The organism is Segatella sinensis (genome assembly GCF_040095255.1).
In the GTDB taxonomy this organism is placed as follows: Bacteria; Bacteroidota; Bacteroidia; order Bacteroidales; family Bacteroidaceae; genus Prevotella; species Prevotella sinensis.
The window spans coordinates 1-26,207 of sequence record NZ_JBBNGE010000048.1; the positions used below are offsets into that span (position 1 = coordinate 1).

A 26,207-nucleotide genomic window follows, 5' to 3' on the forward strand; every position below is an offset into this window, starting at 1 on the left:
GAGGATTTCGTGACTCATATCTCTGAGCACAACTCTCCATACAGCCGAGGCACCATCCACGGTGTGCTGATGGATACTCTCGATTGCTTGAAGCATCTGATTCTGGACGGCAAGAGCGTCCGTTTCTCCGATCTCGGATTGTTCTCCATCGGTATGACTTCACGTGGCGAGGTGAGCAAGGAGAAGGTGACGGCGGCTAGCGTGCTGGGCGTGCATCTGATTGTGAGAAACACAAAGACCTGGAGCAACGCCGAGCTGAAGAAGCTCACCAAGATCGTGGCATACGATGACTATACATCGGGAGCCGTTGATGGCGGTGGCTCGGAGAACACTCCGGGAGGAGGCAACACCAGCCAGGGCACTGGCGGGGATACCAACAAGGATAACAGCGGCACCAGCCAGGGTGGCGGAACCACGGAAGGTGGTGGCAGCGACACCGACGTTGACCTGTAAACATAGCCCCTTCGGGGGCTTTGTTTCGCCACAAAAAAGAAATTAATCACTAATCATTAATCACTAAAAGAACTATGAAGAAAGAAAACTGGAAAACCGTATTTCAGATAGTACTATCTATCTTAACCGCTATCGCCGCCTCTCTGGGCGTGACGAGCTGCATGTCGTAGAACAACACAAATACTAAAAAAAGAGGATGAGTCATAGACTAATGACGCACCCTCTTTTTTTATATCTATTACTGCTTCCCCCCCCCCTCGTTTTTATTCGCTGCCGCCGAACAAAATCAAGCATTATTATTCGGTGACAGCGAATAAAAAATGCTATTTTATTTTGTAGTATCAAATAAAATTTGTACTTTTGCCGCAAAAAGTAAGTATATGGAAAAGGAATTGTTTCGAACGATAATAGCTGAGAACCAAGAATATATAGGTCGTATTCCTTTGGTACAGCGCCCTCTAGACCTAGAGGAGTATGGCAATTATGTGTTTGTAGGAGTAAGACAAGCAGGAAAATCCTATTTGCTATACCAGAGAATACAGCAATTGCTGGCAAATGGAGTTGAGATAGAAAATATTGTATATGTCAACTTTGACGATGAACGTTTGCAAGAAATGTCGGCAACAGACTTCGACCTTATATTGCAAGCCTATCATAGCATGTATGATAGCCAGCCCATCTTCTTCTTTGATGAGATACAGAATGTTGAAGGGTGGGCAAACTTTGCACGCCGTCTAGCCAACCAAAAATATCGTGTCTATATAACTGGCAGCAATGCCAAAATGCTGAGTCGTGACATAGAGACAGTATTGGGAGGAAGATATTTGGATATCAGCGTGTTTCCATATAGCTTTTCTGAATATCTAAAAGCAGTTGGAGTCTTGGTTACAAAGAATTGGCAATATGGACGAAAAGCAAATGAACTGCAACGCCATTTCCGAACCTACTTTGATTGGGGTGGCTTTCCTGAGCTTGTGCATTTTCAAGAAAAGAGAGTATGGCTAAACAGCTTGTATAATCGTATTTTCTTTAATGACTTGGTAGTTCGGCACAAGGTGAAGAACGAGGATGCCTTACGCCTTTGTGTAAGAAGATTGGCAGAAAGCGTGAAACAACCATGCTCCTTGAATCGTTTGAGCAATCTGATAAAAGCAACAGGAACTCCGTGTAGTCCATCAACGGTAATGGAATACGTTCGCTATCTGCAAGAATCATGCTTGCTGATATCTATTGATAATTATGCTTCCAAATTCGTGGAGAAAGAAACTATAAAGAAACATTATTTTGTAGATAATGGGCTGCTGCATCTCTTCATCAACAATCCAAACACCTCATTACTGGAGAATCTTTGTACAATTACATTGTATAAAAAATACGGCAAGGGCTTATACTATTACAATAGAAATATTGAGGTTGATTTCTATGTGCCTGATGAGGGACTAGCTGTGCAGGCGAGCTATCAGATGAGCGACGAAGAAACCATAGAGCGAGAAGTGAAAGCATTAGTAACCTTGCATGGTTTGTATCCTCTGAAACAAGCCATGATAATTACCTATGAGGATGAAGGGGAGATTGTGCGTGATGGACTCAAGATAGAAATAAGACCTGCATGGAAATGGGTGTTGGAAGGTTAAGCCAGAGAAAAGAGGATGCGTCATAGACTAATGACGCACCCTCTTTTTTTATATCTATTACTGCTCCCCTTTCGTTTTCTTATCCGCCACATACATTCCTATCAGAATGCAGGCGGCACCCGCCAGAAAATAGGGGGTAATCTGCTCGCCAAGCACCCATGAAGCAAATATCATGGTGGTGATAGGGTTGAAGTAAACCCAGTTGGTTGCCTTTACCGTTCCGAGTTTTGAAATGCACCAGTTCCACGTGAGGAAGCAGATCATAGAGGCAAGGCAGCCCAGAAAGAGCAGATTGCCGAATACCTGCGGACGGGTGAATACCTCGAGCGGAGGAAAACCCGGAATGAAGATATAATATGGCAAGATGGTGAGAACACCATAGAAAAACACCTTGCGGGTGATGAATGCCGGACTGTAATCGCCCGTGGTTGACTTCATCAGCAGCGAATAAATCGCCCAGCACATACACGCCGTAAACGCCAATGCATCGCCCACCGGAGAAAGATGAAGCACAAACCTGCCGTTCAATACCACGATGATCATACCCACAAATGCCAGAAGTGAACCCAGCAGCTGCACAATATGAATGCGGTTGGAATCCTTATAGACCAAACGAACCAGCAGGGTGGCAAAGAGCGGACACGAACAGACAATGAGCGAGGTATTGGTGGTGGTGGTGAAGTTCATCGCCTCGTTCTCGCTGCAGAAATAGAGCGAACCGCCCGTAATGCCCAGCAGCGCCATCTTAGCCTCATCCTGCCAGGAATCGGCAAAGAGACGGCGATGATTGAACGCCAGCATCAGCACGTAGGCGATGCTGAAACGCAGGGTGAAAATCTGAGCAGGAGAAAGCCCGTTCAGCATCAGCACCTTGGTGGAAACAAAGGTGGTTCCCCAGATCGCCACCGTCAGGAAGGCTACCAGATGGTAGAATATATTGTTATTTTTCGTTTGCATATCTTAATTTTTCCTTTATTGGTGCAAAAGTAAGATTTTTCTGTGGATAAACCAAGACTTCTGCATTTTTTTTGTAACTTTGCAGCATGATTTTCCATCCATTCCATCATACTTCAGAAAATGTTCCTGCAAGGATGAACAATCCTTTGGATTACGAACCGCATCCGCTCTGCATCCAGGCGTGCAGGGAAGTGCAGGAGATGCTTGCCAGACGAGAAGACTGGCAGGAAGAGATTGCGCGCGGCAAAATGTTTGGCGTACTCATCGTAGAAAATGTAAAAACAGATACCGATGTCCCAAAATGGGGATACCCAGCTGCCGATAGCGAAGCTCCGAAATGGGGATACCTGGCAGCCTACAGCGGACAGATTGGCGGAAGAAGTGACTGGGAGGACTTCGTGCCTGCCGTATTCGACTATCTGCAGCCCGACGGCTACTTCAAGACCCACGAGGCAGAAATCTCACGTATCAACCAGAGCATCAGCCACCTGGAGAAGGAGGAAAGGATGAAGGAAGCCAGAACCCTGATCCGGCAACTGCAGGAGGAGCGGAAGCGTACCATCGCCGCCTATCAGGAGAAGATGAAGGAAGCGAAGGCAAAGCGTGACAGCCGCAGAGAGGCAGGAAACCTATCAGAAGCGGAAGAGGCGGAGATGATCAGGGAAAGCCAGTTTATGAAGGCAGAACTGCGCCGACTGAAGAAATCGCTCTCGGAAAAGACAGCCCTGGAAACGGAATTTGAGGATTATCAGGAGAATATACTGAGGCTGAAGCAGCTGCGCAAGCAACTCTCTGATGCCCTGCAGCAATGGCTTTTCTCGCAGTTCAGAATGCTGAACCAGGAGGGAGAAAGCAAGGATCTGCTGGAGATTTTCAGAGATGAAGCCCTGAAGGAGTATCCGCAGGCGGCGATAGCTACGAGCCGGATTGCAGCCCTGAAGATGGTGCCACCAGCCGGGAGCGGCGAGTGCTGCGAACCGAAACTGCTGCAATATGCCTACCAGCATGGTTACAAACCGCTGCAGATGGCTATGTTCTGGTGGGGAGAAAGCCCGAAGGAGGAAATCCGTCACCACCTGCAGTTCTATCCAGCCTGCAACGGCAAGTGTAAGCCGATACTGCATTGGATGCTGCCGCCATCGGTATTCGAAAGCCCTGCATCGGCAGAAAACGGCATCGGCGGACAGAAGGGACCATTCCCTAAGCAGGTAGAGATGCTCTATGAGCAGGTGGAAACGCTCTACGAAGACTGCGAGCTGACCGTGATTCACAAACCTGCAGGACTACTCTCTGTACCGGGAAAGGACGCTGCCCAGCCATCGGTCTATGCGCTGATGCGAAGGAAATATCCCGAGGCTACCGGTCCGCTCATCGTTCACCGGCTGGACATGGCGACCAGCGGACTGATGATCATCGCCAAGACCGAATTTGCCTATCATCGCCTACAGAAGGAGTTTCTGAACCATCGGGTGCAGAAGAAATACATCGCCATCATTTCAGAAAAAGAGATTTCGGGAAAGGATATCTCTGGAAAAGACATTCCGGAAAAGGAGATTCCGGAAAAAGACATTCCGGGAAAGAAGATTCCGGAAAAGGGAATCATCTCCCTTCCGCTGCAGCCCGATTATCTGAACCGCCCTCGCCAGATAGTGAATCACGAGCAGGGCAAGGAGGCCATTACGGAGTATGAAATTCTGGAGCGCATCGACGGCTCCCACCTCCGTATCGCCCTCTATCCCAAGACGGGCAGAACCCACCAGCTGCGCGTGCATTGTGCCCATCAGGAGGGTTTGAATGCTCCCATCCTGGGCGATCCGCTCTACGGCAACGAGAAGGCTGCCCGACTGCATCTACATGCCGAGGAGATTACCTTCGAACATCCCCTGACGGGTAAGAAAATAACGATAAAGAGAAAGGCTGATTTCTAAACGAAACCAGCCTTTTTTCTGTCTATTTTTATTCAAGTTTTTCAAGTTAAGCCCTTCAGACGAAGAACATGATGATGACCTGGGCGATGATGACTCGGATAAACATGCCGAGCGGATAAACCGTAGCATAGCTGATGCTAGGCGTATCGCCATCCAGGGTCTCGTTGGCATAGGTAAGCGCCATCGGATTCGCCATACTGCCGCAGAGAATGCCGCAGATGCTGCCGAAATCGTACTTCTTGGTCTTCAGGATGATGAAGCCCACTATGATAACCGGAACCACCGTGATGAGGAAACCGATGCCTACCCACATCAAACCCTCGGGACGAACCACCGTCTCGAAGAACTGTCCACCAGCCGACAGACCCAGACAGCCCAGATACAGGGCAAGACCCAACTCGCGGAGCATCAGTCCCGCACTACGCGTCATATAAGAGATGAACTGCACCCTAGGGCCCAGCGCACCAATCAGAATACCCATTACGATAGGACCACCGGCAATACCCAGACGTACGGGAGCCGTCATTCCCGGAATATTCAGCGGAATGGTTCCCACGGCGAGTCCCAGAATGATACCCAGGAAGATGGCGCCCAGGTTAGGCTCGTTGAGCGTCTTCACGGCATTGCCCAGAAACTGCTCCACATGGTCGATGCTCGTAGGGTCGCCCACCACCGTCAGGCGGTCGCCATACTGCAGACGGAGGTCGTCGGTAGCCAGCAGTCGGATATCACCACGCAGCACTCGGCTCACATTCACGCCATAGGTATTGCGCATCTGCAGGCTTCCCAGTCGCTTGCCGTTGAGTCCCGGACGGGTCATCACGATGATTCTGCTCTCCAGTTTGGCATCGATGGCGTTCCAGTCCACCTTATCATTATTCCACTCCTTATCCACCTTCTTTCCGAAGAGTATCTGCATGGCAGCTGCCTCATCCTTATTGGTAACCACGAGCACATTATCGTTGGTATGGAGCACGGTATCAGCCTCTGGAATGATGACCTGCTCGCCTCGCCATACACGGGAGATGATGAACTTGCGATGGGTCATCATCGAGATTTCGGCGATGGTACTGCCGTTGAGAGCCGGGTTTACGATGACGTACTGTCCGATGGTTGTATGGTCATCCTCATCGGCACGTCGGATCTCCAGGTCCTCAGGCTTTACGAAGAGCTTTCGCAGGAACATCATCGCCAGGATGACGCCCACAACGCCCAGAGGATAGGTTACCGCACAGCCCAAGGCAGCTCCGCCGCTAGGCAATCCCAACTGCTGCAGCGCCTGCTGGGCAGCACCCAGAGCCGGAGTATTGGTGGTGGCACCGCAGAGAATACCCACCATATCGGGCAGGCTCACGGGCAGCACCAGGCACAGGGCAAGCGAGAATACGGTGCCCACGGCGATGACTGCCAGGCTCCAGAGATTGAGCGAGATGCCCTCGTGGCGCATCGAACCAAAGAAGTTAGGACCCACATAGAGACCCAGCACATACACGAACATGGTGAGTCCGAAGCTCTCGGCAAACTCCAGCATGTTCTCGTCGATGGAGAGGCCGAGATGGCCCGCCACGATGCCCACAAAGAATACGAAAGCTATGCCGAGGGAGATTCCCTTGACATGAATCTTGCCCAGGGCAAGACCTAAGGTACAAATCAATGAAAGAATGACGATGCCCTGCACCGCCGAATGCACGTTGATTAAATGATCAAACCACATAAATTATAAGTTTCTATCTTTTCTCGAGATAATGTTCAATTTTCTAAATTCGGCTGCAAAGGTACATTAAATTAAGAACATCACAAAAGAAAAACGCCCTTTTCTTCTAAATATTTGCAACAAAATCTGAATTTAAGGTAAAAAACCAAATCTAACTCGAAGTTTTTTTGTACCTTTGCACCCGTTTAAAATAGAAATAGATGAAAGATATTTGTTGTATAGGGCATGTAACCAAAGATAAGATAGTTACCCCAAACAGAACTGTTTACATGGCTGGCGGAACATCGTTCTACTTCGCCTACGCCATCAACCAACTGCCCAAGGATGTGAGCTTTTCGCTCATCACGGCAATGGATCCTACGGAAACAGAGCCTGTAGAAAAGATGCGCCAGGCGGGCATAGAAGTAACCCTCAATCCTTCGCGCAATACCGTCTTCTTCGAGAATATCTACGGAGAAAACCAGAACGAGCGCAAGCAGCGTGTGCTTGCCAAGGCTGATCCATTCACCATCAGACAGCTGGAGCACGTAGAGGCGAAGGTCTATCACCTGGGAAGCCTGCTGAGCGATGATTTCTCGCCTGAGGTAGTGGAATTCCTCTCGCGCAGCGGAAGGGTTTCCATCGACGTGCAGGGCTATCTGCGCGAGGTGAGAGACGAGAAGGTTTATCCCATCGACTGGAAGGAGAAGCTCGAGGTGCTGAAGAACACCTACTATCTGAAGGTGAACGAGACGGAGATGGAGACCATCACGGGACTGAAGGAGCCACGCGAGGCTGCGAAGCTGATACATTCGTGGGGTGTTACCGAGGTAATCATCACGCTGGGCAGCGAGGGTTCTCTGATTTATGTAGATGACACCTTCTACGAGATTCCCGCCTATCCTCCTCACGAGGTGGTGGATGCTACCGGATGCGGCGACACCTATTCTGCCGGTTATCTCTACAAGCGACTGCAGGGTGCCACTCCTACCGAGGCTGGCAAGTTTGCGGCTGCCATGTGCACCATCAAGCTGGAGCACAATGGTCCGTTCAACCGCACCATCCAGGACGTAGAACGCATCATGAAATAAATTTTAGATAATTTATCCTATTATCTTCTTATTTTTGCCTGAATTGGTGTAACTTTGCATCCTATATGGAACAGATTTCACCAATTCAGGCATTATTGCAACAACGCACCCTGCTCCAGCTGGAGTATTACACCGAGAAGGAAGCCTTCCGCAAGCTCACCGAACAGATGGGAATGCAGCGCAAGGTGAAACGAGGTGATGCCTGGTTCCCGCTCCGTGTGGGAAAAAGCTTTTATAATTCGCTGAACCAAACAGCCATTGAGGTCTTCCGTACCTCTGATCAGGATATCGAGCACAATTTTGAGTTCGGTCGCCCCGTCATGTTCTTTATGGTCAAGAAGATGGGCAAGAATGAGAACCAGGGCAGCACAGCCCTTCAGCTGTCAGAAAACGCTAATCAAAAAGTTCAAAGTTCAAATCTCAAAGTTCAAAGTATCAAATATTTTTCTTTTACGGGAACCGTGAGCTATGTGGATGGCGACAGAATGGTGATTACCGTGCCCGACTCTGCCCCATTGCTCGACTTGCAGCAATCTGCGGAGCCTATCGGCGTACAGCTATCCTTTGATGAAACCAGCTACAAGCTGATGTTCGAAGCCTTGGACCGTGTGATGAAGGCGAAGAACAACCGTCTGGCTTATCTCCGCGATTTATTCTATTCGCATCAGAAGGCAGGCAGATTCTCCTTCGAACCGATGAAGTTCCCTTGGCTCAATCCTACCCAGGAAAGAGCTGTGAACGAGGTGCTCTGGGCTAAGGACGTGGCGATTGTTCACGGACCTCCGGGAACCGGAAAGACTACAACCCTGGTGGAAGCCATCAACGAAACCCTGATGCGAGAGAGTCAGGTGCTGGTGTGTGCACAGAGCAATATGGCGGTGGACTGGATTTCTGAAAAACTGGTGGATAGAGGCATAAATGTGCTCCGTATCGGAAACCCTACCCGTGTGAACGACAAGATGCTGGGCTTCACCTACGAGCGCCGTTTCGAGAGTCATCCCGACTATCCGCAGCTCTGGGCTATCCGCAAGGCAATCAGAGAATTAAGGAAAAACAGGAAGAAAGGCAGCGAGAACTATCATCAGAAGATGGATAGGCTGAAGAGCCGTGCCGCCGAGATAGAAATCCGCATCAATTCTGAACTCTTTGGCGAGGCACGTGTCATCGCCTGCACCCTGGTGGGTTCTGCCCACCGGTTGCTGGAAGGCATGAAGTTCGGCACCCTGTTTATCGACGAGGCAGCCCAGGCTTTGGAAGCTGCCTGCTGGATTCCGATGAAGAGAGCCAGCCGGGTGATTCTGGCAGGCGACCATTGCCAGCTGCCGCCTACCGTAAAGAGTATTGCAGCCCTGAGAGCCGGACTGGGCAAGACCCTGATGGAGCGCATCGCCGAAAACAAGCCGGAGGTAGTAACCCTGCTGAAGATTCAGTACCGCATGAACGACGAAATCATGCGATTCTCCAGCGACTGGTTCTACGGGGGCAAGGTGGAGAGTGCGCCACAGATCAAATACCGCAGCGTATTGGATTACGACCATCCGATAACGTGGATTGACACTTCGAACGAGGAGAATCAGATAACGATAGAAGGAGAAGATGCTCCTGAGGATTCTGCTTCCACATCATCTGCTGATTCTGCATCCTCATCATCTGCTGCATCTGCATCCAATCAGAATTCTGATTTGAACTTCAAGGAGCAGTTTGTGGGCGAGAGTTTCGGGCGTATCAACAAGGCAGAAGCCGAGCTAACCCTGCTCACCCTGGCGGAATACTTCACCAAGATAGGCAAACAGCGGGTATTGAGTGAGAGCATCGATGTAGGCATTATTTCGCCTTATCGTGCCCAGGTGCAGTATCTGAAGAAGCTCATCAAGAAGTATGAGTTCTTCAAGCCTTACCGCCGCCTGATCAGCGTAAACACGGTGGATGGTTTCCAGGGACAGGAAAGAGACGTGATTCTCATCTCGCTGGTACGTTCCAACGATGAAGGTCAGATAGGTTTCCTGAAAGACCTCCGCCGCATGAACGTGGCGATGACGAGAGCCCGAATGAAGCTCATCATCCTGGGCAACAAGGACACGATGACGAAGCATCCTTTCTACAAGAAACTGTGGGAGTATGTGGAAGGGCTCAATAATGATGAATAAGGACGAAGTTCGTGTAAAAAAGTGTATGTATGCAAGGAAAGTTCGTGTAGAAAAGTGTTGAAAACATTTGGAAGTTCGTGTAAAAAAGTGTATCTTTGCAACCAACAGAGCTGTTTAAACATCATAACAGCAAGTTATTAACATCATTAACAACTTCAAAATGTATGTAAGGATGAAAAGAACGATCATAGAACAATTAAAAGCATGGAAAGAGAGCCTTTACAGAAAGCCCTTAATCTTATCAGGAGCAAGACAAGTAGGCAAGACTTATATCCTTCAGGAGTTTGGGAAACAGGAATATGACCACGTTGCCTACATCAACTGTGATGGAAACTCTGAGATTGCCAACATATTTGCAGAAGATTATGATATGAAGCGAGTCCTAATGGTTATCGGAGCCATTAGCAAACAGCCTATAATCCCTGGCAAAACGCTTATCATTCTGGATGAAATACAAGAACTTCACAAGGGACTTTCCTCGCTGAAGTATTTCTGTGAAAATGCACCAGAATACCATGTGGCTGTAGCAGGTTCACTTTTAGGCGTTGCCATGCACCAAGGAGAATCCGCCCCAGTGGGAAAGGTTGATATCATTCGACTCTACCCTATGTCTTTCGAAGAGTTTCTTATGGCAAAAGACGAAGAACAGTTGCTGAACATATTGAAAAGTAAAGACTGGAAGACCATCACATTACTTCATGATAAACTCATCAAGATATTAAGAGAATATTATTTTGTAGGGGGAATGCCTGAGGCTGTGAAAACTTATCTTGCAACTAACGATGCAAATCTCGTCAGACAGGTTCAGAACAACATTCTCACCATTTATCGTAGTGACATGTCGAAGCATGTCAGCCCAAATGAAGCCACTCGCATCAGCATGGTTTGGCAATCCATCCCTTCCCAGCTTGCCAAGGAAAACAAGAAGTTCATCTATGGAGCGGTGAGAAGCGGAGCACGAGCCAAGGATTTTGAGATGGCAATACAATGGCTGGTGGATGCAGGTCTCACCTATCGCATTTCCCGAGTAAGAGAAGTTGGAATGCCTTTGAAGTTTTACGAAGACCTCAATGCCTTCAAGCTGTTTCTCCTGGATGTCGGCCTCCTGGGTGCGCTGAGCGAGATGGAACCTGCCCAAATGCTCATCTCCAACAAAGCCATGACGGAGAGCAAGGGGGCGTTCACGGAAAACTACGTCCTTACCCAGCTATTATGTCAACAGGACATTTACACCTATTATTATAGTAGGGAAGACGCTCGCTTGGAGATAGACTTCCTTGCCCAGCACCAAGGGGTGATAACTCCGATAGAGGTAAAAGCGGAAGAGAACCTGCGTTCCAAGTCACTTCGCGCCTTCTTTGACGCCCATCCCGACTTGCGAGCCATCCGCTTCTCCATGTCGCCATACAAGGAGCAAGAGTGGATGAAGAATGTCCCATTGTACGGGGTAGAGGAGAGTTTCTAGGAACTCTTCTCACAATACTTCCTGAACTTTGCCTTAGTCATGGCAATACCAATGAGTCTATTAGATAATGCAACAATAACAACAAAATAAAAAAATATGCTACAACGTGACTACATACAGCGATTGATTCGCGAGTTTATGGCAGCACTCGAAAGAATGCTCGAAAAGAAAGAGGTGGAGGTGAGACGTGAGAAGATTAAGGAGCTCTACAATCAATACGTGGGCCCTTATGCCTTCTACAGCATCGCTACCATAGAAGACGTGATGAAGGCGATGGCAGGAATAGAGGACGAGGAGAAGCGACTCTCCAAGATGGATATGCTTGCCGAACTCTACTATCACGAGGCGGATACCGTGGGGCAGCCTACAAGAGACGAACTGCTGAACAAGGCGTTCATGCTCTTCGATTATGTGGAAACCCACGGAGATACGTTTTCCATCGAGCGCCGCAACAAAATGGCACAAATCAAACAGAAGATTGGAGATGTGTCATAAGTCTAGATAATGGAAGCCGAGGACGGGCTGAAAGCCCAAAAGCTCCTAGCCCAGGGCATCGCCCTGGGTATGATGGCAATCAGCATGACGCCCTGTAAGGGCAAAAGCCTTATATTTTGCCTGGAGTTTTAAAGCTTTTGCCCTTACAGGGCGATAGGTTTGCATCCGTAATTACCCAGGGCGATGCCCTGGGCTAGGGGCTTCTGCCCTTTCAGGGCGTGTGGGGTTTACATGCGAAACTTGAATCATTTATTTAAAAATTTGCATTAAAAAATATTCTGCTAAGGGTTAGGAAAATGAAAATTCGATTGTAATATAGGCAAAAGAAAAGAAATAAAGTAATGCAAATAAACAAAGAAACGATAGAACAGCTCTTCCGGCAACATTATCTGAGGATGTACCAATTGGCCAGGGTACTTCTGAAGGATGATGCAGCCAGCAAGGATGTGGTGAGCGAAGTCTTTGCCGATGTGCTCAACGGAAAGACCCAACTGGAGCTTGATAACGAGACGGCTAACGACAAGACAATAGCCAGCACTCCGTCCCTGCCTTCCGCCAACGCCGGGAGCTATCTTCTGGTGTGTGTGCGCCATAAATGCCTCAACCTGTTGAGCCGGCAGAAGATGAAAGACCGGGTTCATCATCTTCTGAAAGCCGATACTTCGCCTTCGATAGCTCCCCTGGAAGCGACGATTGCCGAAATAGACAGGGAGACCGAAAAGTACGAGGCAATTCAGGCTTATATGGATGCTGAACTCACGCCACAAACCCGCAAGGTACTCGATTTCCGCTTTCGGCAGAAACTGAAATATCGGGAGATTGCTACGGAATTGGGCATCAGCGAAGTGGCAGTTTATAAGCATCTGGCGCAAGGCATCAGAATATTAAAGCAAAAGTTTAACCCTTAGCAGATTTATTATGGACAAGTTTGAAAAAATACTGGATATCATCGACCATCAGGAGAAGTATTCTGATGAGGAGATTCGTGAAATATTGCAGGATGAGGAATGCCGAAAACTCTATCAGACGATGATGGAAGTGGATTCTGCACTTGAAAGCCCCTCTCCTATTATTAATATAGATGAGGAATGGGAGAAATTCAGCCAGAAGCATCAACTTCAGGAAGAGGCAACCCATCCTATAACTTCCTGGCGTAAACTGGCAGCATCCATCGCCGGTTTTGTCTTGATTTCGGGTATTGCCTTTGCCGCAATCCATACTTACATCAAGCGCAGCCAGGAAACAACCCAGGTAACCGCAGATACTCATCCGGAAGTCATAAAATCAGATTCCGCAAAGCAGGTAGCAGCAAAGGATTCCCTGACTCATCCGAAACCAGAAAAGCCAGCCATTCACAAGACTTTCGAGAATGTGGCTTTCGAGCAGATGATTTCAGAGATTGCTTCTTATTATGATTTACAAGTGAAGTTTGAGAATAACGAGGACAAGACCCTCCGCCTCTATTACGAATGGAACAGTCATTCGAGCATCGAGAACATCGTAAAAGAACTGAACCAATTCGAGAATGTAAACATCGAATTGCAACAAAACGAGCTGATTGTAAAATAACAAGCTTATCAAAAGTAAGCATAATATTATCGACTCTCAAAGTAATCATAAAGTTCAATGTTCAAAGCTCAAAGTTCAAAGTTAAAAAGTATCATTATGAGAAGATTTTCAGCCATCATATTCCTGCTGTGCACATTCGCCCTGGCGATGAGCGCACAGCACATCCAGCGCAACTATTACAACCGCAGCATGTCGGACGTCCTCATCGACCTCGACAAGGCTTCCAAGCGCTACAAAATCAGCTTCATCTACAACGAACTGGAGGATTTCACAGTTACCCAGAACGTGAAGACAGCCAATATTCCCGATGCCATCCGCAAGGTAATCGGCTTCTATCCAATGCAGATGACCGTAGGTGACAGCCTCATCACGGTAGAATGCATACGCAAGAGCGAGCGCAAGCTGATAGGCAGACTGATAGACAATCACAATCTTCCTGTAGAATTCGCCAATATCCAGCTGCTCAACCCGAAGGATTCCTCCTTTCTCTGTGGAGGCGTGAGCAACGCCAATGGCGATTTCGTCATCCCCTGCCAGCAGAAGCAGGCCCTCATGAAGGTTTCGTTCGTAGGCTACAAGACGATTTGCAAGCTGGTACCTATTGCCCGCATCGGAAATGTGAGGATGCAGGCGAATTCATACCTGTTGAAAGGTGTGACCATTGAAGCCGCAAGGGTTGTAGAAAAAGTAGATAGACAAATCATCTTCCCTACAAAAGAGCAGGTGAAAACGGCTTCCAATGGTTATGATCTGTTGGACAACTTGTCTTTGCCTACCATTATCGTAAATCGAGCAGAACGCAAAGTTCTGTCATTAAAGGGCGGAGATGTGCAAATGCGCATCAACGATGTCAAGGCGAGCATGCAGGATGTATTGGCTTTGCAGCCGGATGAAGTTACAAAGGTGGAATTTATCAATGTTCCAGGACTTAAATATGGAGACAGCAATCTGGATGCAGTCATCAACTACCAGGTCCGCCGACGCTATGCCGGTTATGTGGGTGGAGTTTCTACGATGCAAGGCACCAAGGCAGGTTTCAATAATAGCGACGGTTATTTCAAATACAATGTGAAGAAATCGGAATTCAGCATCAACTACAGTTTCTCCTATCGCTCGGTAGAGGAACGAAGCTATGAGAGTCTCGGTACTTATCATCTGCCCACAGGAGAAACTCTACATCGCAATTATTTAGGTTATGATTCTCCGTTCCTATACACCACCAATAATGTACAGTTGGGTTATAATCTTAGTGAGCCAGACAAATATACATTGAATGTACGGTTGAATTTCTACAATCACAACAGTCCTGTGAGAGGCATGAACCAGCTTTATCAGGAAAGCGGCAAGGCAAATCAATATCTGCAAAACAACAGAAAAATGCTGGAGCAGATTCCATCTCTGGACATTTATTATTCGCTCAATATGCCCCATGACCAGAACCTGGCTCTGAACCTGGTGGGTACTTACATCGGCACAGATTACCAGTATCGTATGAGGGAATATACGTTCAACAAATCGCCGGATGAATCTGTAAGGAACGCTCCGCTGACCGATTACAGTTATGATGCAACTGGTAGAAAGCGCTCTCTTATTGGTGAAGGAACATACAGCAAGAACTGGAAACAGATGGCTTTATCGGTAGGTGGACAATATAATATCAGCCACACAGATAACATCTATGTGGGAAGCAGTAATGCTGATACGGAATTGAAGTACAGCAATCTCTATCTTTTCACCCAGCTACAGGGACAGCAGAAGTGGTTCAGTTATCAGGTGGGAGTTGGCGCAACCAGGTCTTCCATCCATCAGGGGGAGAACGGATACAGCAAATGGCTGTTTCGACCACAGGTAACTTTACAGGCAAAGGCTAGCGACCGTCTGAGTTTTAAATGGAGCAGCAAAATCACGTCAGACATCCCAAGCCTTTCCGATTTGAGCGAGTTGCGCCAATATTCCAACAGCTTTGAGGCGCGTGACGGCAATAGCGGTCTGAAGCCATTTACCGGCTACAACAATACCTTGTCGGCTTCCTGGAACATTCCGCTGATGTCTGTGTACCTGGAGGGAAACTGGACGTATTACGACAAGCCAATAGCCACTTCTATCTTGCCCGAAAAGCGGGAGGATGGCTCTTATCTCTTTGTGAGCAAACCGGAGAATCAGAAGAATCATGATTACAAGCACCTGCTGTTGACTCCTGAAGTTCACCTCATCAAGGATCATCTGGATTTGAACCTTATGTGCGAGTATCAGAATGTCAAGACAAAGGGTTTGGATTATTCCCACGAGTTCAATTACTTCAGGTATGGAGCAGAAATTCGGTACATGACGGGCAATTGGAACATTGGCTATGGTGCCTATAAGGTGGAAAAGAGTTTTTGGGGAGAAAAGACAAACGGCGGAGAGCCAACCTCCAATCTTGCCGTAACCTACAGTTATAAGAACTGGCAGTTTGGCGTTCTCGGATTATTCGTATTCTATCCTCATGGCTGCGTGTATAAGGATGAACTTTTCAACAAGTATGTGCAGCAGAAGAACAAGGTACGCCTTGCTGACCAGGGCAACATGCTTGTCTTTGCTGCCAGCTTCAACTTCAGCCATGGCCGCAGATACCATACAGGCAGCCGTAAGCTGAACAATAGCGATAGAGATAATGGTATCAGATAGAATAGTTTTATATTTTCCTGAAATCACAAATAAGCAAAAGGCTGGACTTCCTCACCCGAAGTTCAGCCTTTTTGTCTGTTATCAGAATTCCAGCAGCCATTTCCATAGAGGGATTATCTCTATGCGGCAACCATCCTTCTCTACAATATCCTCCTCGTCCTTTGTCACAACAATCATCCGCTTGACATTCTGGACAGAAGAAAGCCTGATCAGCCCATCTGTCTCCCGCCGGAAAGTATCGGGATCTGCCATAGAGTAGGAAACCTGTATGGCCAATTCTTCTTCCGGAATCACAAAATCTACCTCGGCATTCCTGCTGTTCCAGAAATAGCTGCCGTCACCATATTTCCGCCTGAGCGTGACGGCAACTATGTTTTCCAGCAACGAAGTGTCTGCATCTACAAGAAAAAGATAAAGCAAACCATTGTCCGTAAAATAATACTTGCGGTTGGATTCCTTGTCCTGCAACTTTCCGAACAAATTCTCATACGGCAAAATGAGCCAGGTGTCAGCCATGTAGCCGACATAATCTATCGTGGCATCCGTACTGAGTTTTTTTCCGGTACTGCTCACGATACTGGCTATTCTGCTGTAAGATAATGGCTGCTTCACGCTTTCTGCCATCTTGCGAATCATTACTCGCAGGGCATAGTCGTTACGAATCTTATATCGAGCCACCAAATCACCGAAGAAGATTTTACTGAAGAGATTGCTCATCCACGACCTCGGCTCCTTCATCCCCACAGTCTCCGGCAAACCTCCATGCTGGAAATAGATATTAGAGAGTCTTACAATATCCTTAGCGTAAGCATAGAGGGCATTCTTTGCCTTTACATCAATACCGCTCGCCTTCAGATATTCGGCAAAGGAATAGGGATACACCTCATGTATCATGTACCTGCCACCGAGTGTTGTCGCTATCTCGCTGCTCAACATCTTGGCATTACTACCCGTGATGTAAACCTGATATTTCTGATCTGCTAACCTGCGGGCAAACTTTTCCCATCTATCTACCAGCTGAACCTCGTCGAGGAAGAAGATAGGACGACTGTCATACATTTCTTCATAACAGGTTTTTATCAGGTCAAGGTCGGTCACATCCAAGGAGTCAATACGGTCATCCTCGAAGTTGAAGTACAGGATTTCCTCCCGCTTATGCCCCTGTTCCAGCAGCTGTGCTATGCGCTGATACATCAGATACGATTTTCCTGCGTGTCTCAATCCTACAAACACGTAATTCAGTCCATCCATGAGCTCTACGTCACGATGAACCAGTTCTACTTGAGTAACATAAGCCTGATACTCAATTATCAGTAATTTAATCAAATCCTTCGTCATAATTCCCTTTCTTTTTACTGAATCCGGTGCAAAGATACATATTTTATCGTTTATAGACGACAAAAGCAATAACTTTTTATCGTTTATAGACGATAAAAACGTATCAATTCTATCGTTTATAGACGACAAGCATCATTTTTCAACGCAATCTACGTGTCTTATACGTGAAAAAGTTGCCTTGGGCTTTCCGTTTTGACCGATGACGATTGGTTCTGTCCGTTATAGAACTACTTGCAAAAAATAATCTTTCTAACTGGGAAAATATTTTTTTCCAGTTAGAAAGATGAAATTCTATTATTCAGTTTTTATTCGTTATGGAAAACCTTGTAGGGGTCCATCTGCTGCATTTTTTCCTTGATTTTCTGCTCTATTCCCTCTGATGGTTCCGGAATTTCGGCACCCATTTCCTTGGCAGCAGCCTCATCCTCGGCAGCACCGGCACTATCACCCAGACTTCTGCGAACCTCGCTGCGCTCGCGATACGCATCAATAGAGAAAGGATTTACCTCCATCACCTTACCGTAGGTCTGTTCAGCCTCCTCCATCTTTCCCTGCGCCTTCTCTACACGAGCCTTCAGCAACAGCACATCCTCGTTGCTCGGAATATGCTCATAGAGGAAAGTTGCATCGAGTTCTGCCTCGGAAAGCTGAGCCTGATCCAACAGGATGCTGCCACGAAGCAATCGGGCGGCATAGAAATCCTCACGCTTGCCTATCGCCTCAGTCAGCATCGACACGGCACGGGGTGCATCGCCCAGCCCTCTGCAGGCTCTGGCATAGAAGAAATACGTCTCTACATTCTCAGCATCCAGCTGCAGAGCCTTATCGCACACATCCGTCATGGCGATATAATCCTCCATCATATACGCCACATCCGCCATACGCAGCAATACAGCCATGTTATCAGACTGTGCCTCCGAGATTTTCTGCAACTGGGCGTAAGCCTTCTGCAAATCGCCCATAGAGATGTAAGCCTGCGAAAGATAGTCGCGGCATTCCAGATCTTCTGCATTCAGCTGCAGAGCTTGTTCCAGAAACTTGGCTGCAAGGTCGAATTGGTGCATTCTGAGAGCACGAACACCATCATATTTCACCTTGTCGAAGTCCTTTTCCTTCATTTCTCTCACTTCTTCAGTAGTTTTTTGCCCACCAAATAGCTTTTTCAATATGTTCATAATTCAACAGTTTATTTAGGTTTTGAATTGTTTTTGTTGAAATCGTATCAAACGACAGGGCAAAAATACGAATAAAATCCCGAAAACGCCCCTTTTTTGGAAGAAATATTTTCTTTTTTCTGATTACAAGAAGAAGGTGACAAACTTAGACGCACGAATACCATCCACATAAACATCTGCTTTATAGGGAGTTAGGATTGTTTTTGATTTCAGCTAAAGGCTTCAAAAATCTCAGTCTCAGTTGTCTCAGTTATTTTTCAAGTACCCCCTCTTCTTCTTTTATTCTTATATACATATTATATATTTATATATAATTAATTAATAATCAATAAGTTACAAAAACAGCAAAAAGGAAAGAAAGAGAAAAATGGGAAAATGATACCCCCTTATTTTTTTACTGAGACAACTGAGACTGAGATTTTTCAAATCAATTGGAACGCTATATTTTGCATTAACTATCTGATAATAAGCCTTCTAGAAGAAAAGAAAGCGTTCCCGTTCCAGTTATTCCAGTTGTTCCAATTATTTTTTCAGCATATCCCTTCTACCCCTATTTTTATATATATTTATATATATATAATATATAATTAATTAATAATTAATAAGTTATATAATATAAAGAAGCAAAGAAAAAGGACAAGCGAAAGATATGAACCCACTCAAAATTAATTGGAACAACTGGAACAATTGGAACAACCGGAACGCAGCCCCAGGAAAATCCCCTCTTCTCTAGAAGGCATTTCTCACTCCACGACCCAATCCGTGATGTTATGCGTAGCACTATCAAAATTAATCCCGACCTTGGTTATAGGAAGACCCGACAAGGCAAAACGCTGGCGATAGTTCTTGAGATTGATCTGCTGCATCGCCACCTGAGCATTCTGGTTAAGTTTCAACTCTATCAGGTAAAGACGAGATTTCGTCATAACCACGATATCAACCCTGCCATTCGGAGTATGTACTTCTACATCTACCATCCAAGCCGTAAGAAGCGAGAAGATGACATAGAACATCTGCTGATAATGCCCCTCATAGCCAGTATTGGCACAATATGGAACCGTGCCCAGGAAAGTCTGCAAATACTGCAGGGCCAGTCCCAGGTCTTCCTTATCGAAGGCACGAGCCATGTTGCGGGTCGTATTATTGGCATTCTGCGTGTTAGGCGTTACATAGTAAGGAATCAGCGCCTTGGTCAGCCCCAGCCGCACTTCTCTGTTCGGAATACCCAAAGTATAGGAATCGTAAGCCTCTTCATAATCCTTGATTGTAATATAGCCACTCTGATAGAGCAGAGGCGTAAGAGTTGTCATCGTTTCTGTAGGCGCATCAAAGTCTGAAACGCCCGCTTCCATGGATTCGGCGAAATCGCTGAAGTTGACACCAAACTTCTTCATCATATTGATGAGATAGGTAGGAGTTCCCGTAGAAAACCAGAATGGCTCTACCCGCTTTAGCGAAAGACTGCTGAGCAAACTGAACGGATTGAAGATATCAGGCGATTCTGATGCAAAATGATAGCCGTCATAATAATCCTTGAGTCGGCTCAGCGTCTCATCCATCGTCCAGTTCTTTGCCTCGGCCAATTCCTGTATTCCCTCTTTTAACCGGGTAAGCATCTCCTCCTTGGTAATACCACAAATGCCCGCATACTCGGGGAGCATGCTGATATTGGTGATGTTGTTCAACTCGCTGAAGATGCTGAGCTGCGAAAACTTGGTAATACCCGTGAGGAATACAAAATGCAGCATGGAGTCAGAATCCTTCAAGGGACTGAAAAAATTGCGAAGAATCTGACGGAGAGCCACCAGCTGGCTTTCCTCGTGCACCACATCCAGGAGGGGCGCATCGTATTCGTCGATGAGAATGACCACCTGCTTGCCGGTTTGCTTATAAACTTGGCTGATGAGATTGAGCAATCTTACATTTGGGTCGGGCGCATCCGTCATGATTCCCCATTTCTCTTCATGCTGTTTCAGAATAAAGAGAAGATAGCGTACCAGCGCATCCTCCTGCATGTGCTTGCCACCCGACAGATCAAAATGCAAGACAGGGTATTCCACCCAATCCTGTTCCAGCCTTTCCATCTCCAATCCCTTGAAAAGTTCCTTCTTTCCTTCGAAGTAGCTTTGCAAGGTAGAGACAAGAAGCGACTTTCCGAATCGACGTGGGCGACTCAGAAAAAGATATTTCTTGCCGGAATGGGTCATCTGATAGATGTAACCGGTCTTGTCAACATAGAGATAATTCTTGGTGATAATCTCCGAGAATGTCTGAATGCCTACAGGATAGAATTTTGCTGCCATAATCTGCACCGTTTTGATTTTGGCACAAAGTTAAGCAAAATTTCTGAGAACAACAAGCAAATCGGAGTTAAAAATACAAGATTGGGATAAAGAAAGAACAAACTTTCCTTTTGAAAAGGAAATAATTGCTGATTTCTTTCCTTTTTAGAAGGAAACTTTCTACGTTTGCAGCCGATTGTAGGAATCGACTTTGATGGAATAGGCATCTCGTTCTGCGCCGTGATGATTTCCTGCAAGTTTGCCCTGCGGGAGAAGCGGAAGTGGATGCGCTTATCCATATTCCCAAAGGAAAGCATAAAAATTCCTTAAATAAAGCAACTTTTAGAATTATTTCGAAGTATAGTTAGAAATATTTTCGTATTTTTACAAAGTATACTTTAAAATATTTCTGTATAGACAAGCAAATTATTAGAAATATCATCATAGACTGTAGATAAATGCAGCGGATAACGCATAAGAGAATCAGAATTTCCTGGCTGCTGCTATTGGTTTACCTGCCGATGCTGCTGGCCGTTACGTTTCACCATCATGGTGAAGCGCAGGGAACTCATGCCGATTTCTATTGTGCCGATTGTGCCCATCATGTTCATCACGACGGCCATCTAGCAGCCCTGCAGAATACCATGCACGACTGTGTGCTTTGCCAATTGCAAAGCACTCCTTATCTGGCTCCATCCCTCATGGTTTGGGTTGCCATCGCCGTGCTCCATCTCTCCCCTCGCCGTGCCTTCTGCTCTCCTTGCTTGTGCAGGGCGAAGGGGGTAAAATCTACCCGTGCTCCACCTTATTCTCTGTTTTTATAAATAATTGAATATTAACAGAATAAGGTAACAAATAACATAATGAGAACAATATTGAAATCAATATTGCTGATGAGTCTGTACTCATCGGCAACAGCCCCTGCTATGGCTATAAACAGAGCAAATCATGATAAGAAGGACGCAAACATTCATGAAGAAGAGACAAACGATTCTACCAGACACCAGCCGCTGACGGAATCGAGCGTGAAACTGAACGAAGTGGTGGTAACAGGCTTGACGGGCAGCCAGAAACTGAAGCAATCGCCCGCACCCATCTCCTTCGTTTCTGCCCGCCAGCTCGAAATGCAACCTTCTACCAACATCATCGACGCCATCGCCCACCAGCCAGGCGTTTCGCAGATTACCACGGGAAGCGGAATTTCAAAACCCGTGATCCGTGGCCTGGGCTATAACCGCATGGTAGTGGTAAACGATGGAATCAGACAGGAAGGACAGCAATGGGGCGATGAACACGGAATAGAAATCGACCCCGCTTCGGTTCATTCCGTAGAGATTCTGAAAGGTCCGGCAAGTCTCATGTATGGATCGGATGCGATGGCAGGCGTCCTCATCTTCCACTCCGCTCCTACCCTTGCCAAGGGCGACATGAGAGCAAATTTCTCAACGGGTTATCAAACCAACAACGGACTTTTTGATTATTCGCTCAACTTTGCCGGCAACCAGGGCGGATTTGTATGGAACACCCGTTACAGCGGAAAGATGGCGCATGCCTACAAGAATAAATACGATGGTTATGTATTCGGTTCATCACTCAGAGAGCAGGCATTCTCGCAGCTTCTAGGCTGGAACTACCGCCAGGGGCATTCGCATCTCACACTCGATTATTATCATCTCACTCCGGGCATCGTAGAAGGAGAAAGAGATGAGAAAACGGGCGAACTGGAAGTTCCCGATGGCTACGATGCCAAGAGTTACGGCAAACCGATGCCTTATCAGCAGATTCATCATTACAAGGCTGTACTTGATAATTCCTGGTTCCTGGGCGACGGCAATCTGAAGTTCCTCCTGGGTTATCAGCAGAACCGCCGTCAGGAGTTTGAGGAGGAAGAGAATCCGAAGGAATGCGGACTCGATTTCATGCTCCATACCATAAATTACGACCTGCATTATCTCTCGCCGGAAATGAATGGATGGAAGTTCTCTACGGGCATCAACGGCATGTGGCAGCAGTCGGTTAATAAAGGTTCTGAATTTCTGATTCCAGACTATCATCTCTTCGATTACGGCGTGTTTGCCACGGTGAGCAAGGAGATAGGCAAACTGAACCTGAGCGGCGGCATCAGATACGATCATCGCCATCTGCACAGCGAGGCTTTGAGAGAAGAGGATGATGCTGAATCGAATGATTCTTTCCGCTTCCAGGCCTTTAAGCGCAGCTTTGAAGGAGTAACCGGAAGCATCGGATTGGCTTATGAAATCCTGCCCGATTTCAATCTGAAGCTGAACCTGGCAAGAGGATTCCGTGCTCCAAACATCAGCGAATTAGCATCTAACGGTGTGCACGAGGGAACCCAACGATTCGAATTGGGAAATACCGGTTTGAAGCCTGAGAACAGTTGGCAATTCGACCTTGGTCTGGATTATTCTTCGCCTATCATTTCGGCAGAGCTCTCGCTGTTTGCCAATCGCATCAACCATTACATCTATAGCGAGAAGTTGGCAGATGAGAACAATCAGCCTGTCCTCATCGACGACACGCCAGCCTATCAGTTTACTTCGGGCGACGCCCGCATTCTGGGTGGTGAGGCGAGCATCGACATCCACCCTGTGGAGCAGCTGCATATCGGCAACACCTTCTCCTACGTCAATTCGGTTCAGTTGCATCAGCCATCCGAATCAAAGTATCTGCCATTCACCCCAGCCCCTCGCTGGGTTTCGGATGTAAGGTATGAGTTTGTCTGCGACGGCAAGACTTTCGACCATCTCTTCGTAAAGCTACAGATGGATTGCAATCTCCGCCAGAACCATTATTTCGCAGCCAACGATACGGAGACCGCTACGCCATCGTACACCTTATTAAATATGTATGCCGGTACCGACGTAAAGCTCCATGGCAAGCGCCTTTTCTCGCTCTATCTTTCGGGCGAGAACCTTACCAACCGTGCTTACCAGAACCACCTGAGCCGCCTGAAGTATCTTGACGTAAACCAGGTTACAGGCAGAAGAGGTGTTTACAATATGGGCCGCAACTTCAGCATAAAGACAGTGGTTCCGATAGAGCTGTAACTCCCCTTTTGGAATAAGCAATTCCCATTTTAGGATAAGCAATTCCTCATCAGGAATCAGAATTTTGAATAAACAAGTGCCGATAAGGATGCCAAAAGCTGCCGGAAAAGCAACTTTTGGCGCCATTATCGGCATTTTTTCGTCTCTTTTTTATTGTTTCTCAGTATTTTATCCTATCTTTGCAACAAAAAGTCCCTTGAAAAAGTGGCAGAATAGAACAAAAAGTCCCTTGAAAAACGTGCACGAATTCAAGAAAAGTCCCTTGGAAAACGTGCACAGCATCAAGAGTAATACATCATAAATCATTAGAAAACAGATGTTTAAACGGAAAATCGAGAAATATCTCAAAGAATGGAAGAGTGATGAGCACAAAATGCCTCTCATCATTAAAGGATGTCGCCAATGCGGAAAGACATTCTCGGTACTCGATTTTGCCCATAAGAATTATGAGCATGTTGTGTATCTAGACTTTTTCCAGCACCCAGAATATAAGTCGGTATTTGATGGTGGCCTGGACATCGATCTTCTCTGCATGACACTTTCTACCTTAATACCCGATGCCAATTTCGTATCGGGCAAGACCTGCATCATCTTTGACGAGATACAGGAATGCCCACGTGCCCGCACAGCCTTGAAATTCTTCAAGACTGATGGCAGATACGATGTCATCGGTACGGGTTCCCTGCTGGGAGTCAGCGGTTATCATACCAATGCTTCTTCAGAGGCTCCAATTCCTGTTGGTTACGAGACTATCATAGACATGTATCCAATGGATTTTGAGGAATGGCTCTGGGCAAATGGCATTAAGAAAATGACCATCGACTACCTGCATCGCTGCCTGGAAGAAAAGACTCCGGTACAAGAAGCCATCCACGAAAGAATGCGCCAACTGCTGCTGCAATATTGCATTGTTGGCGGAATGCCAAGAGCCGTGAGCGTATTTATGGAAACTCATAATATGCAAAACGTGCTACGAATGCAGCAAGCTATCATCGAAGAATATAAAGTAGATATGCTGAAATATGCTCCACAAGCAGACAAGTCGAGAATCAGAGAATGCTTCGAGTCAATTCCACGTCAACTGAGTAAGGAAAACAAGAAATTCGCATACGCCACTGTACGCCCCAACGGCAGAGGACGTGACTATCAAGGCAGTTTGCAATGGATAGAAGATGCAGGAATTATCCGCCGTTGCAACAACCTGTCAGCACCAGAACTCCCACTAGATGGCAACGCCATCCCCGACCAGTTTAAAGTTTACATGGCAGATACAGGACTTTTCATCAGTATGCTCGAACCAGGAACGGCAGCTGACATTCTGCAAGGCAATCTCTATGGATACAAGGGAGCCATCTTTGAAAATCTGGTAGCCGACATTTTTGGCAAGATGAATCGCAAGCTCTATTATTTCCGCAAGGACTCGGGTTTGGAAATCGACTTTGTTACAAGATACGAAGGCAAATGCACGCTGGTAGAAGTAAAGGCGAGCAACGGAAACATTAAAAGTGCCAAGACCATCCTTTCGAACCCCGAAAAGTATCACGTATCTCAAGCCATCAAACTGGGAGATGTAAATGTGGGAACAGCCCCACAAACTTTCATTCTTCCCCTCTACATGGCTTTTCTGCTGGAAGACAAAAGATAGAAACAGGACTTCAAGGAAAATATCATCATAAAAAAACGAACAATGATTAAGAAACAAGGAACGATATTGATTGTTGATGACAACCGCAACATTCTTACTACGGTGAGGATGCTGCTGGAACCCATATTCGATGGCATCATCACCATCGCCAACCCTAACTCCATCCCAGCCAAGCTGAGAGAGGAGCACCCCGACGTGGTGCTCCTCGACATGAACTTCTCCAGCGGAATCAATTCGGGAAACGAGGGACTGTACTGGCTCAGGGAAATCAAGAGCCTCAGCCCGAAAACCGAGGTGGTGCTCTTTACCGCCTATGCCGACATCCAACTTGCCGTAACAGGCATCAAGGAAGGTGCCGCCGACTTCATTGTGAAGCCTTTTGAAAACGAGAAGATGATCCGTACGCTGATGGAGGCTAGGGATAAGAACAAGGCTGTGGATAACGCTATTGGCAAAAAAGGTGGAAAACTTTGTGGAAAAGATGCACAAAGCGCTATGTATTGGGGAGATAGCGAAGTTATGAACCTCAAATCCGCAACCTATAGGGTTTAGTGGGATTTTGCTTGCAAAGCGACAAAATTCATTTTATTGTACATATTT

At 46.8% G+C, this 26,207-nt stretch carries 21 protein-coding genes and 1 pseudogene; 16 read left to right on the plus strand and 6 right to left on the minus strand.

The genetic code is table 11. The annotated features are described in order from the left end of the window. The 3 genes from AAAT87_RS11915 to AAAT87_RS11925 form a co-directional block, all read left to right on the plus strand. Positions 1 to 453 (plus strand): HU family DNA-binding protein (locus AAAT87_RS11915; RefSeq protein WP_349226535.1); only part of this gene is annotated, 453 nt, incomplete at its 5' end. Between the two features lie 74 nt (positions 454 to 527). Continuing rightward, a complete protein-coding gene (locus AAAT87_RS11920) occupies positions 528 to 623 on the plus strand; it encodes a smalltalk protein (protein ID WP_295025474.1) in 96 nt (31 codons plus the stop codon). Between the two features lie 210 nt (positions 624 to 833). Then, positions 834 to 2,087, plus strand: a complete 1,254-nt coding sequence (locus AAAT87_RS11925; RefSeq protein WP_349226536.1) for an ATP-binding protein — start codon at positions 834 to 836, stop codon at positions 2,085 to 2,087. A gap of 57 nt (positions 2,088 to 2,144) precedes the next feature. On the opposite strand, the gene AAAT87_RS11930 is transcribed toward AAAT87_RS11925, so the two are convergent. Further along, positions 2,145 to 3,044 carry a DMT family transporter gene (locus AAAT87_RS11930; RefSeq protein WP_089543279.1) on the minus strand — a complete coding sequence of 300 codons (900 nt, stop codon included), beginning with the start codon at positions 3,042 to 3,044 and terminating at the stop codon, positions 2,145 to 2,147. Positions 3,045 to 3,130: 86 nt separating this feature from the next. On the opposite strand from AAAT87_RS11930, the gene AAAT87_RS11935 reads away from it, so the two are divergent. After that, a complete protein-coding gene (locus tag AAAT87_RS11935; RefSeq protein ID WP_428848583.1) occupies positions 3,131 to 4,972 on the plus strand; it encodes an RluA family pseudouridine synthase in 1,842 nt (613 codons plus the stop codon). Between the two features lie 55 nt (positions 4,973 to 5,027). Here AAAT87_RS11935 and AAAT87_RS11940 read toward each other — a convergent pair whose 3' ends face one another. Then, entirely contained in the window at positions 5,028 to 6,686 is a 1,659-nt protein-coding gene (locus tag AAAT87_RS11940) for a putative transporter (RefSeq protein WP_295025266.1), read from the minus strand. A 200-nt stretch (positions 6,687 to 6,886) separates the two neighbouring features. Here AAAT87_RS11940 and AAAT87_RS11945 point away from each other — a divergent pair, with 200 nt between their 5' ends. The 8 genes from AAAT87_RS11945 (at position 6,887) to AAAT87_RS11980 (ending at position 16,099) form a co-directional block, all read left to right on the plus strand. Further along, positions 6,887 to 7,756, plus strand: a complete 870-nt coding sequence (locus AAAT87_RS11945) for a PfkB family carbohydrate kinase (protein WP_293506529.1) — start codon at positions 6,887 to 6,889, stop codon at positions 7,754 to 7,756. Positions 7,757 to 7,821: 65 nt separating this feature from the next. Then, positions 7,822 to 9,903, plus strand: a complete 2,082-nt coding sequence (locus tag AAAT87_RS11950; RefSeq protein WP_349226538.1) for an AAA domain-containing protein — start codon at positions 7,822 to 7,824, stop codon at positions 9,901 to 9,903. A 172-nt stretch (positions 9,904 to 10,075) separates the two neighbouring features. Further along, entirely contained in the window at positions 10,076 to 11,368 is a 1,293-nt protein-coding gene (locus tag AAAT87_RS11955) for an ATP-binding protein (RefSeq protein WP_089543334.1), read from the plus strand. A gap of 96 nt (positions 11,369 to 11,464) precedes the next feature. Beyond that, a complete protein-coding gene (locus AAAT87_RS11960; protein ID WP_296973780.1) occupies positions 11,465 to 11,863 on the plus strand; it encodes a hypothetical protein in 399 nt (132 codons plus the stop codon). Positions 11,864 to 11,872: 9 nt separating this feature from the next. Continuing rightward, entirely contained in the window at positions 11,873 to 11,995 is a 123-nt protein-coding gene (locus AAAT87_RS11965; protein WP_349226539.1) for a hypothetical protein, read from the plus strand. Positions 11,996 to 12,204: 209 nt separating this feature from the next. Continuing rightward, complete coding sequence (locus tag AAAT87_RS11970; protein WP_349226540.1) at positions 12,205 to 12,771, plus strand: sigma-70 family RNA polymerase sigma factor; 567 nt, start codon at positions 12,205 to 12,207, stop codon at positions 12,769 to 12,771. A 10-nt stretch (positions 12,772 to 12,781) separates the two neighbouring features. Continuing rightward, positions 12,782 to 13,432, plus strand: a complete 651-nt coding sequence (locus AAAT87_RS11975) for a DUF4974 domain-containing protein (protein WP_349226541.1) — start codon at positions 12,782 to 12,784, stop codon at positions 13,430 to 13,432. Positions 13,433 to 13,528: 96 nt separating this feature from the next. Beyond that, on the plus strand, positions 13,529 to 16,099 hold the full coding sequence (locus AAAT87_RS11980; protein ID WP_349226542.1) for a TonB-dependent receptor: 2,571 nt from the start codon (positions 13,529 to 13,531) through the stop codon (positions 16,097 to 16,099). An 81-nt stretch (positions 16,100 to 16,180) separates the two neighbouring features. Here AAAT87_RS11980 and AAAT87_RS11985 read toward each other — a convergent pair whose 3' ends face one another. The 4 genes from AAAT87_RS11985 to AAAT87_RS12000 all read right to left on the minus strand — a co-directional run bounded on the left by AAAT87_RS11985 (position 16,181) and on the right by AAAT87_RS12000 (position 21,193). Then, complete coding sequence (locus AAAT87_RS11985) at positions 16,181 to 17,437, minus strand: ATP-binding protein (protein WP_349226543.1); 1,257 nt, start codon at positions 17,435 to 17,437, stop codon at positions 16,181 to 16,183. A gap of 305 nt (positions 17,438 to 17,742) precedes the next feature. Beyond that, positions 17,743 to 18,555 carry a tetratricopeptide repeat protein gene (locus tag AAAT87_RS11990; RefSeq protein ID WP_349226544.1) on the minus strand — a complete coding sequence of 271 codons (813 nt, stop codon included), beginning with the start codon at positions 18,553 to 18,555 and terminating at the stop codon, positions 17,743 to 17,745. Positions 18,556 to 19,355: 800 nt separating this feature from the next. Further along, on the minus strand, positions 19,356 to 20,915 hold the full coding sequence (locus tag AAAT87_RS11995; RefSeq protein WP_349226545.1) for an ATP-binding protein: 1,560 nt from the start codon (positions 20,913 to 20,915) through the stop codon (positions 19,356 to 19,358). After that, positions 20,891 to 21,193 (minus strand): hypothetical protein, encoded by a 303-nt coding sequence (locus AAAT87_RS12000; RefSeq protein WP_294971441.1) that lies wholly within the window; start codon positions 21,191 to 21,193, stop codon positions 20,891 to 20,893. The genes AAAT87_RS11995 and AAAT87_RS12000 overlap by 25 nt, the downstream gene beginning before the upstream one ends. 159 nt (positions 21,194 to 21,352) lie before the next feature. On the opposite strand from AAAT87_RS12000, the gene AAAT87_RS12005 reads away from it, so the two are divergent. The 4 genes and pseudogenes from AAAT87_RS12005 to AAAT87_RS12020 form a co-directional block, all read left to right on the plus strand. Further along, positions 21,353 to 21,718, plus strand: a complete 366-nt coding sequence (locus AAAT87_RS12005; RefSeq protein ID WP_349226546.1) for a hypothetical protein — start codon at positions 21,353 to 21,355, stop codon at positions 21,716 to 21,718. Positions 21,719 to 21,757: 39 nt separating this feature from the next. Next, a complete protein-coding gene (locus tag AAAT87_RS12010; protein WP_349226547.1) occupies positions 21,758 to 23,962 on the plus strand; it encodes a TonB-dependent receptor in 2,205 nt (734 codons plus the stop codon). A 316-nt stretch (positions 23,963 to 24,278) separates the two neighbouring features. Further along, positions 24,279 to 25,607, plus strand: a complete 1,329-nt coding sequence (locus tag AAAT87_RS12015) for an ATP-binding protein (RefSeq protein ID WP_349226548.1) — start codon at positions 24,279 to 24,281, stop codon at positions 25,605 to 25,607. Positions 25,608 to 25,649: 42 nt separating this feature from the next. Beyond that, a pseudogene (locus AAAT87_RS12020) lies at positions 25,650 to 26,034 on the plus strand (response regulator); the annotation flags it as partial. Positions 26,035 to 26,207: the final 173 nt, after the last annotated feature.

What these genes read in the sequence shown, in the direction of transcription:
- AAAT87_RS11920 (WP_295025474.1), top strand. Translation starts at nt 528, where the DNA reads ATGAAGAAAGAAAACTGGAAAACCGTATTTCAGATAGTACTATCTATC.
- AAAT87_RS11925 (WP_349226536.1), top strand. Translation starts at nt 834, where the DNA reads ATGGAAAAGGAATTGTTTCGAACGATAATAGCTGAGAACCAAGAATAT.
- AAAT87_RS11930 (WP_089543279.1), bottom strand. Translation starts at nt 3,044, where the DNA reads ATGCAAACGAAAAATAACAATATATTCTACCATCTGGTAGCCTTCCTG.
- AAAT87_RS11935 (WP_428848583.1), top strand. Translation starts at nt 3,131, where the DNA reads ATGATTTTCCATCCATTCCATCATACTTCAGAAAATGTTCCTGCAAGG.
- AAAT87_RS11940 (WP_295025266.1), bottom strand. Translation starts at nt 6,686, where the DNA reads ATGTGGTTTGATCATTTAATCAACGTGCATTCGGCGGTGCAGGGCATC.
- AAAT87_RS11945 (WP_293506529.1), top strand. Translation starts at nt 6,887, where the DNA reads ATGAAAGATATTTGTTGTATAGGGCATGTAACCAAAGATAAGATAGTT.
- AAAT87_RS11950 (WP_349226538.1), top strand. Translation starts at nt 7,822, where the DNA reads ATGGAACAGATTTCACCAATTCAGGCATTATTGCAACAACGCACCCTG.
- AAAT87_RS11955 (WP_089543334.1), top strand. Translation starts at nt 10,076, where the DNA reads ATGAAAAGAACGATCATAGAACAATTAAAAGCATGGAAAGAGAGCCTT.
- AAAT87_RS11960 (WP_296973780.1), top strand. Translation starts at nt 11,465, where the DNA reads ATGCTACAACGTGACTACATACAGCGATTGATTCGCGAGTTTATGGCA.
- AAAT87_RS11965 (WP_349226539.1), top strand. Translation starts at nt 11,873, where the DNA reads ATGGAAGCCGAGGACGGGCTGAAAGCCCAAAAGCTCCTAGCCCAGGGC.
- AAAT87_RS11970 (WP_349226540.1), top strand. Translation starts at nt 12,205, where the DNA reads ATGCAAATAAACAAAGAAACGATAGAACAGCTCTTCCGGCAACATTAT.
- AAAT87_RS11975 (WP_349226541.1), top strand. Translation starts at nt 12,782, where the DNA reads ATGGACAAGTTTGAAAAAATACTGGATATCATCGACCATCAGGAGAAG.
- AAAT87_RS11980 (WP_349226542.1), top strand. Translation starts at nt 13,529, where the DNA reads ATGAGAAGATTTTCAGCCATCATATTCCTGCTGTGCACATTCGCCCTG.
- AAAT87_RS11985 (WP_349226543.1), bottom strand. Translation starts at nt 17,437, where the DNA reads ATGACGAAGGATTTGATTAAATTACTGATAATTGAGTATCAGGCTTAT.
- AAAT87_RS11990 (WP_349226544.1), bottom strand. Translation starts at nt 18,555, where the DNA reads ATGAAGGAAAAGGACTTCGACAAGGTGAAATATGATGGTGTTCGTGCT.
- AAAT87_RS11995 (WP_349226545.1), bottom strand. Translation starts at nt 20,915, where the DNA reads ATGGCAGCAAAATTCTATCCTGTAGGCATTCAGACATTCTCGGAGATT.
- AAAT87_RS12000 (WP_294971441.1), bottom strand. Translation starts at nt 21,193, where the DNA reads ATGGATAAGCGCATCCACTTCCGCTTCTCCCGCAGGGCAAACTTGCAG.
- AAAT87_RS12005 (WP_349226546.1), top strand. Translation starts at nt 21,353, where the DNA reads ATGCAGCGGATAACGCATAAGAGAATCAGAATTTCCTGGCTGCTGCTA.
- AAAT87_RS12010 (WP_349226547.1), top strand. Translation starts at nt 21,758, where the DNA reads ATGAGAACAATATTGAAATCAATATTGCTGATGAGTCTGTACTCATCG.
- AAAT87_RS12015 (WP_349226548.1), top strand. Translation starts at nt 24,279, where the DNA reads ATGTTTAAACGGAAAATCGAGAAATATCTCAAAGAATGGAAGAGTGAT.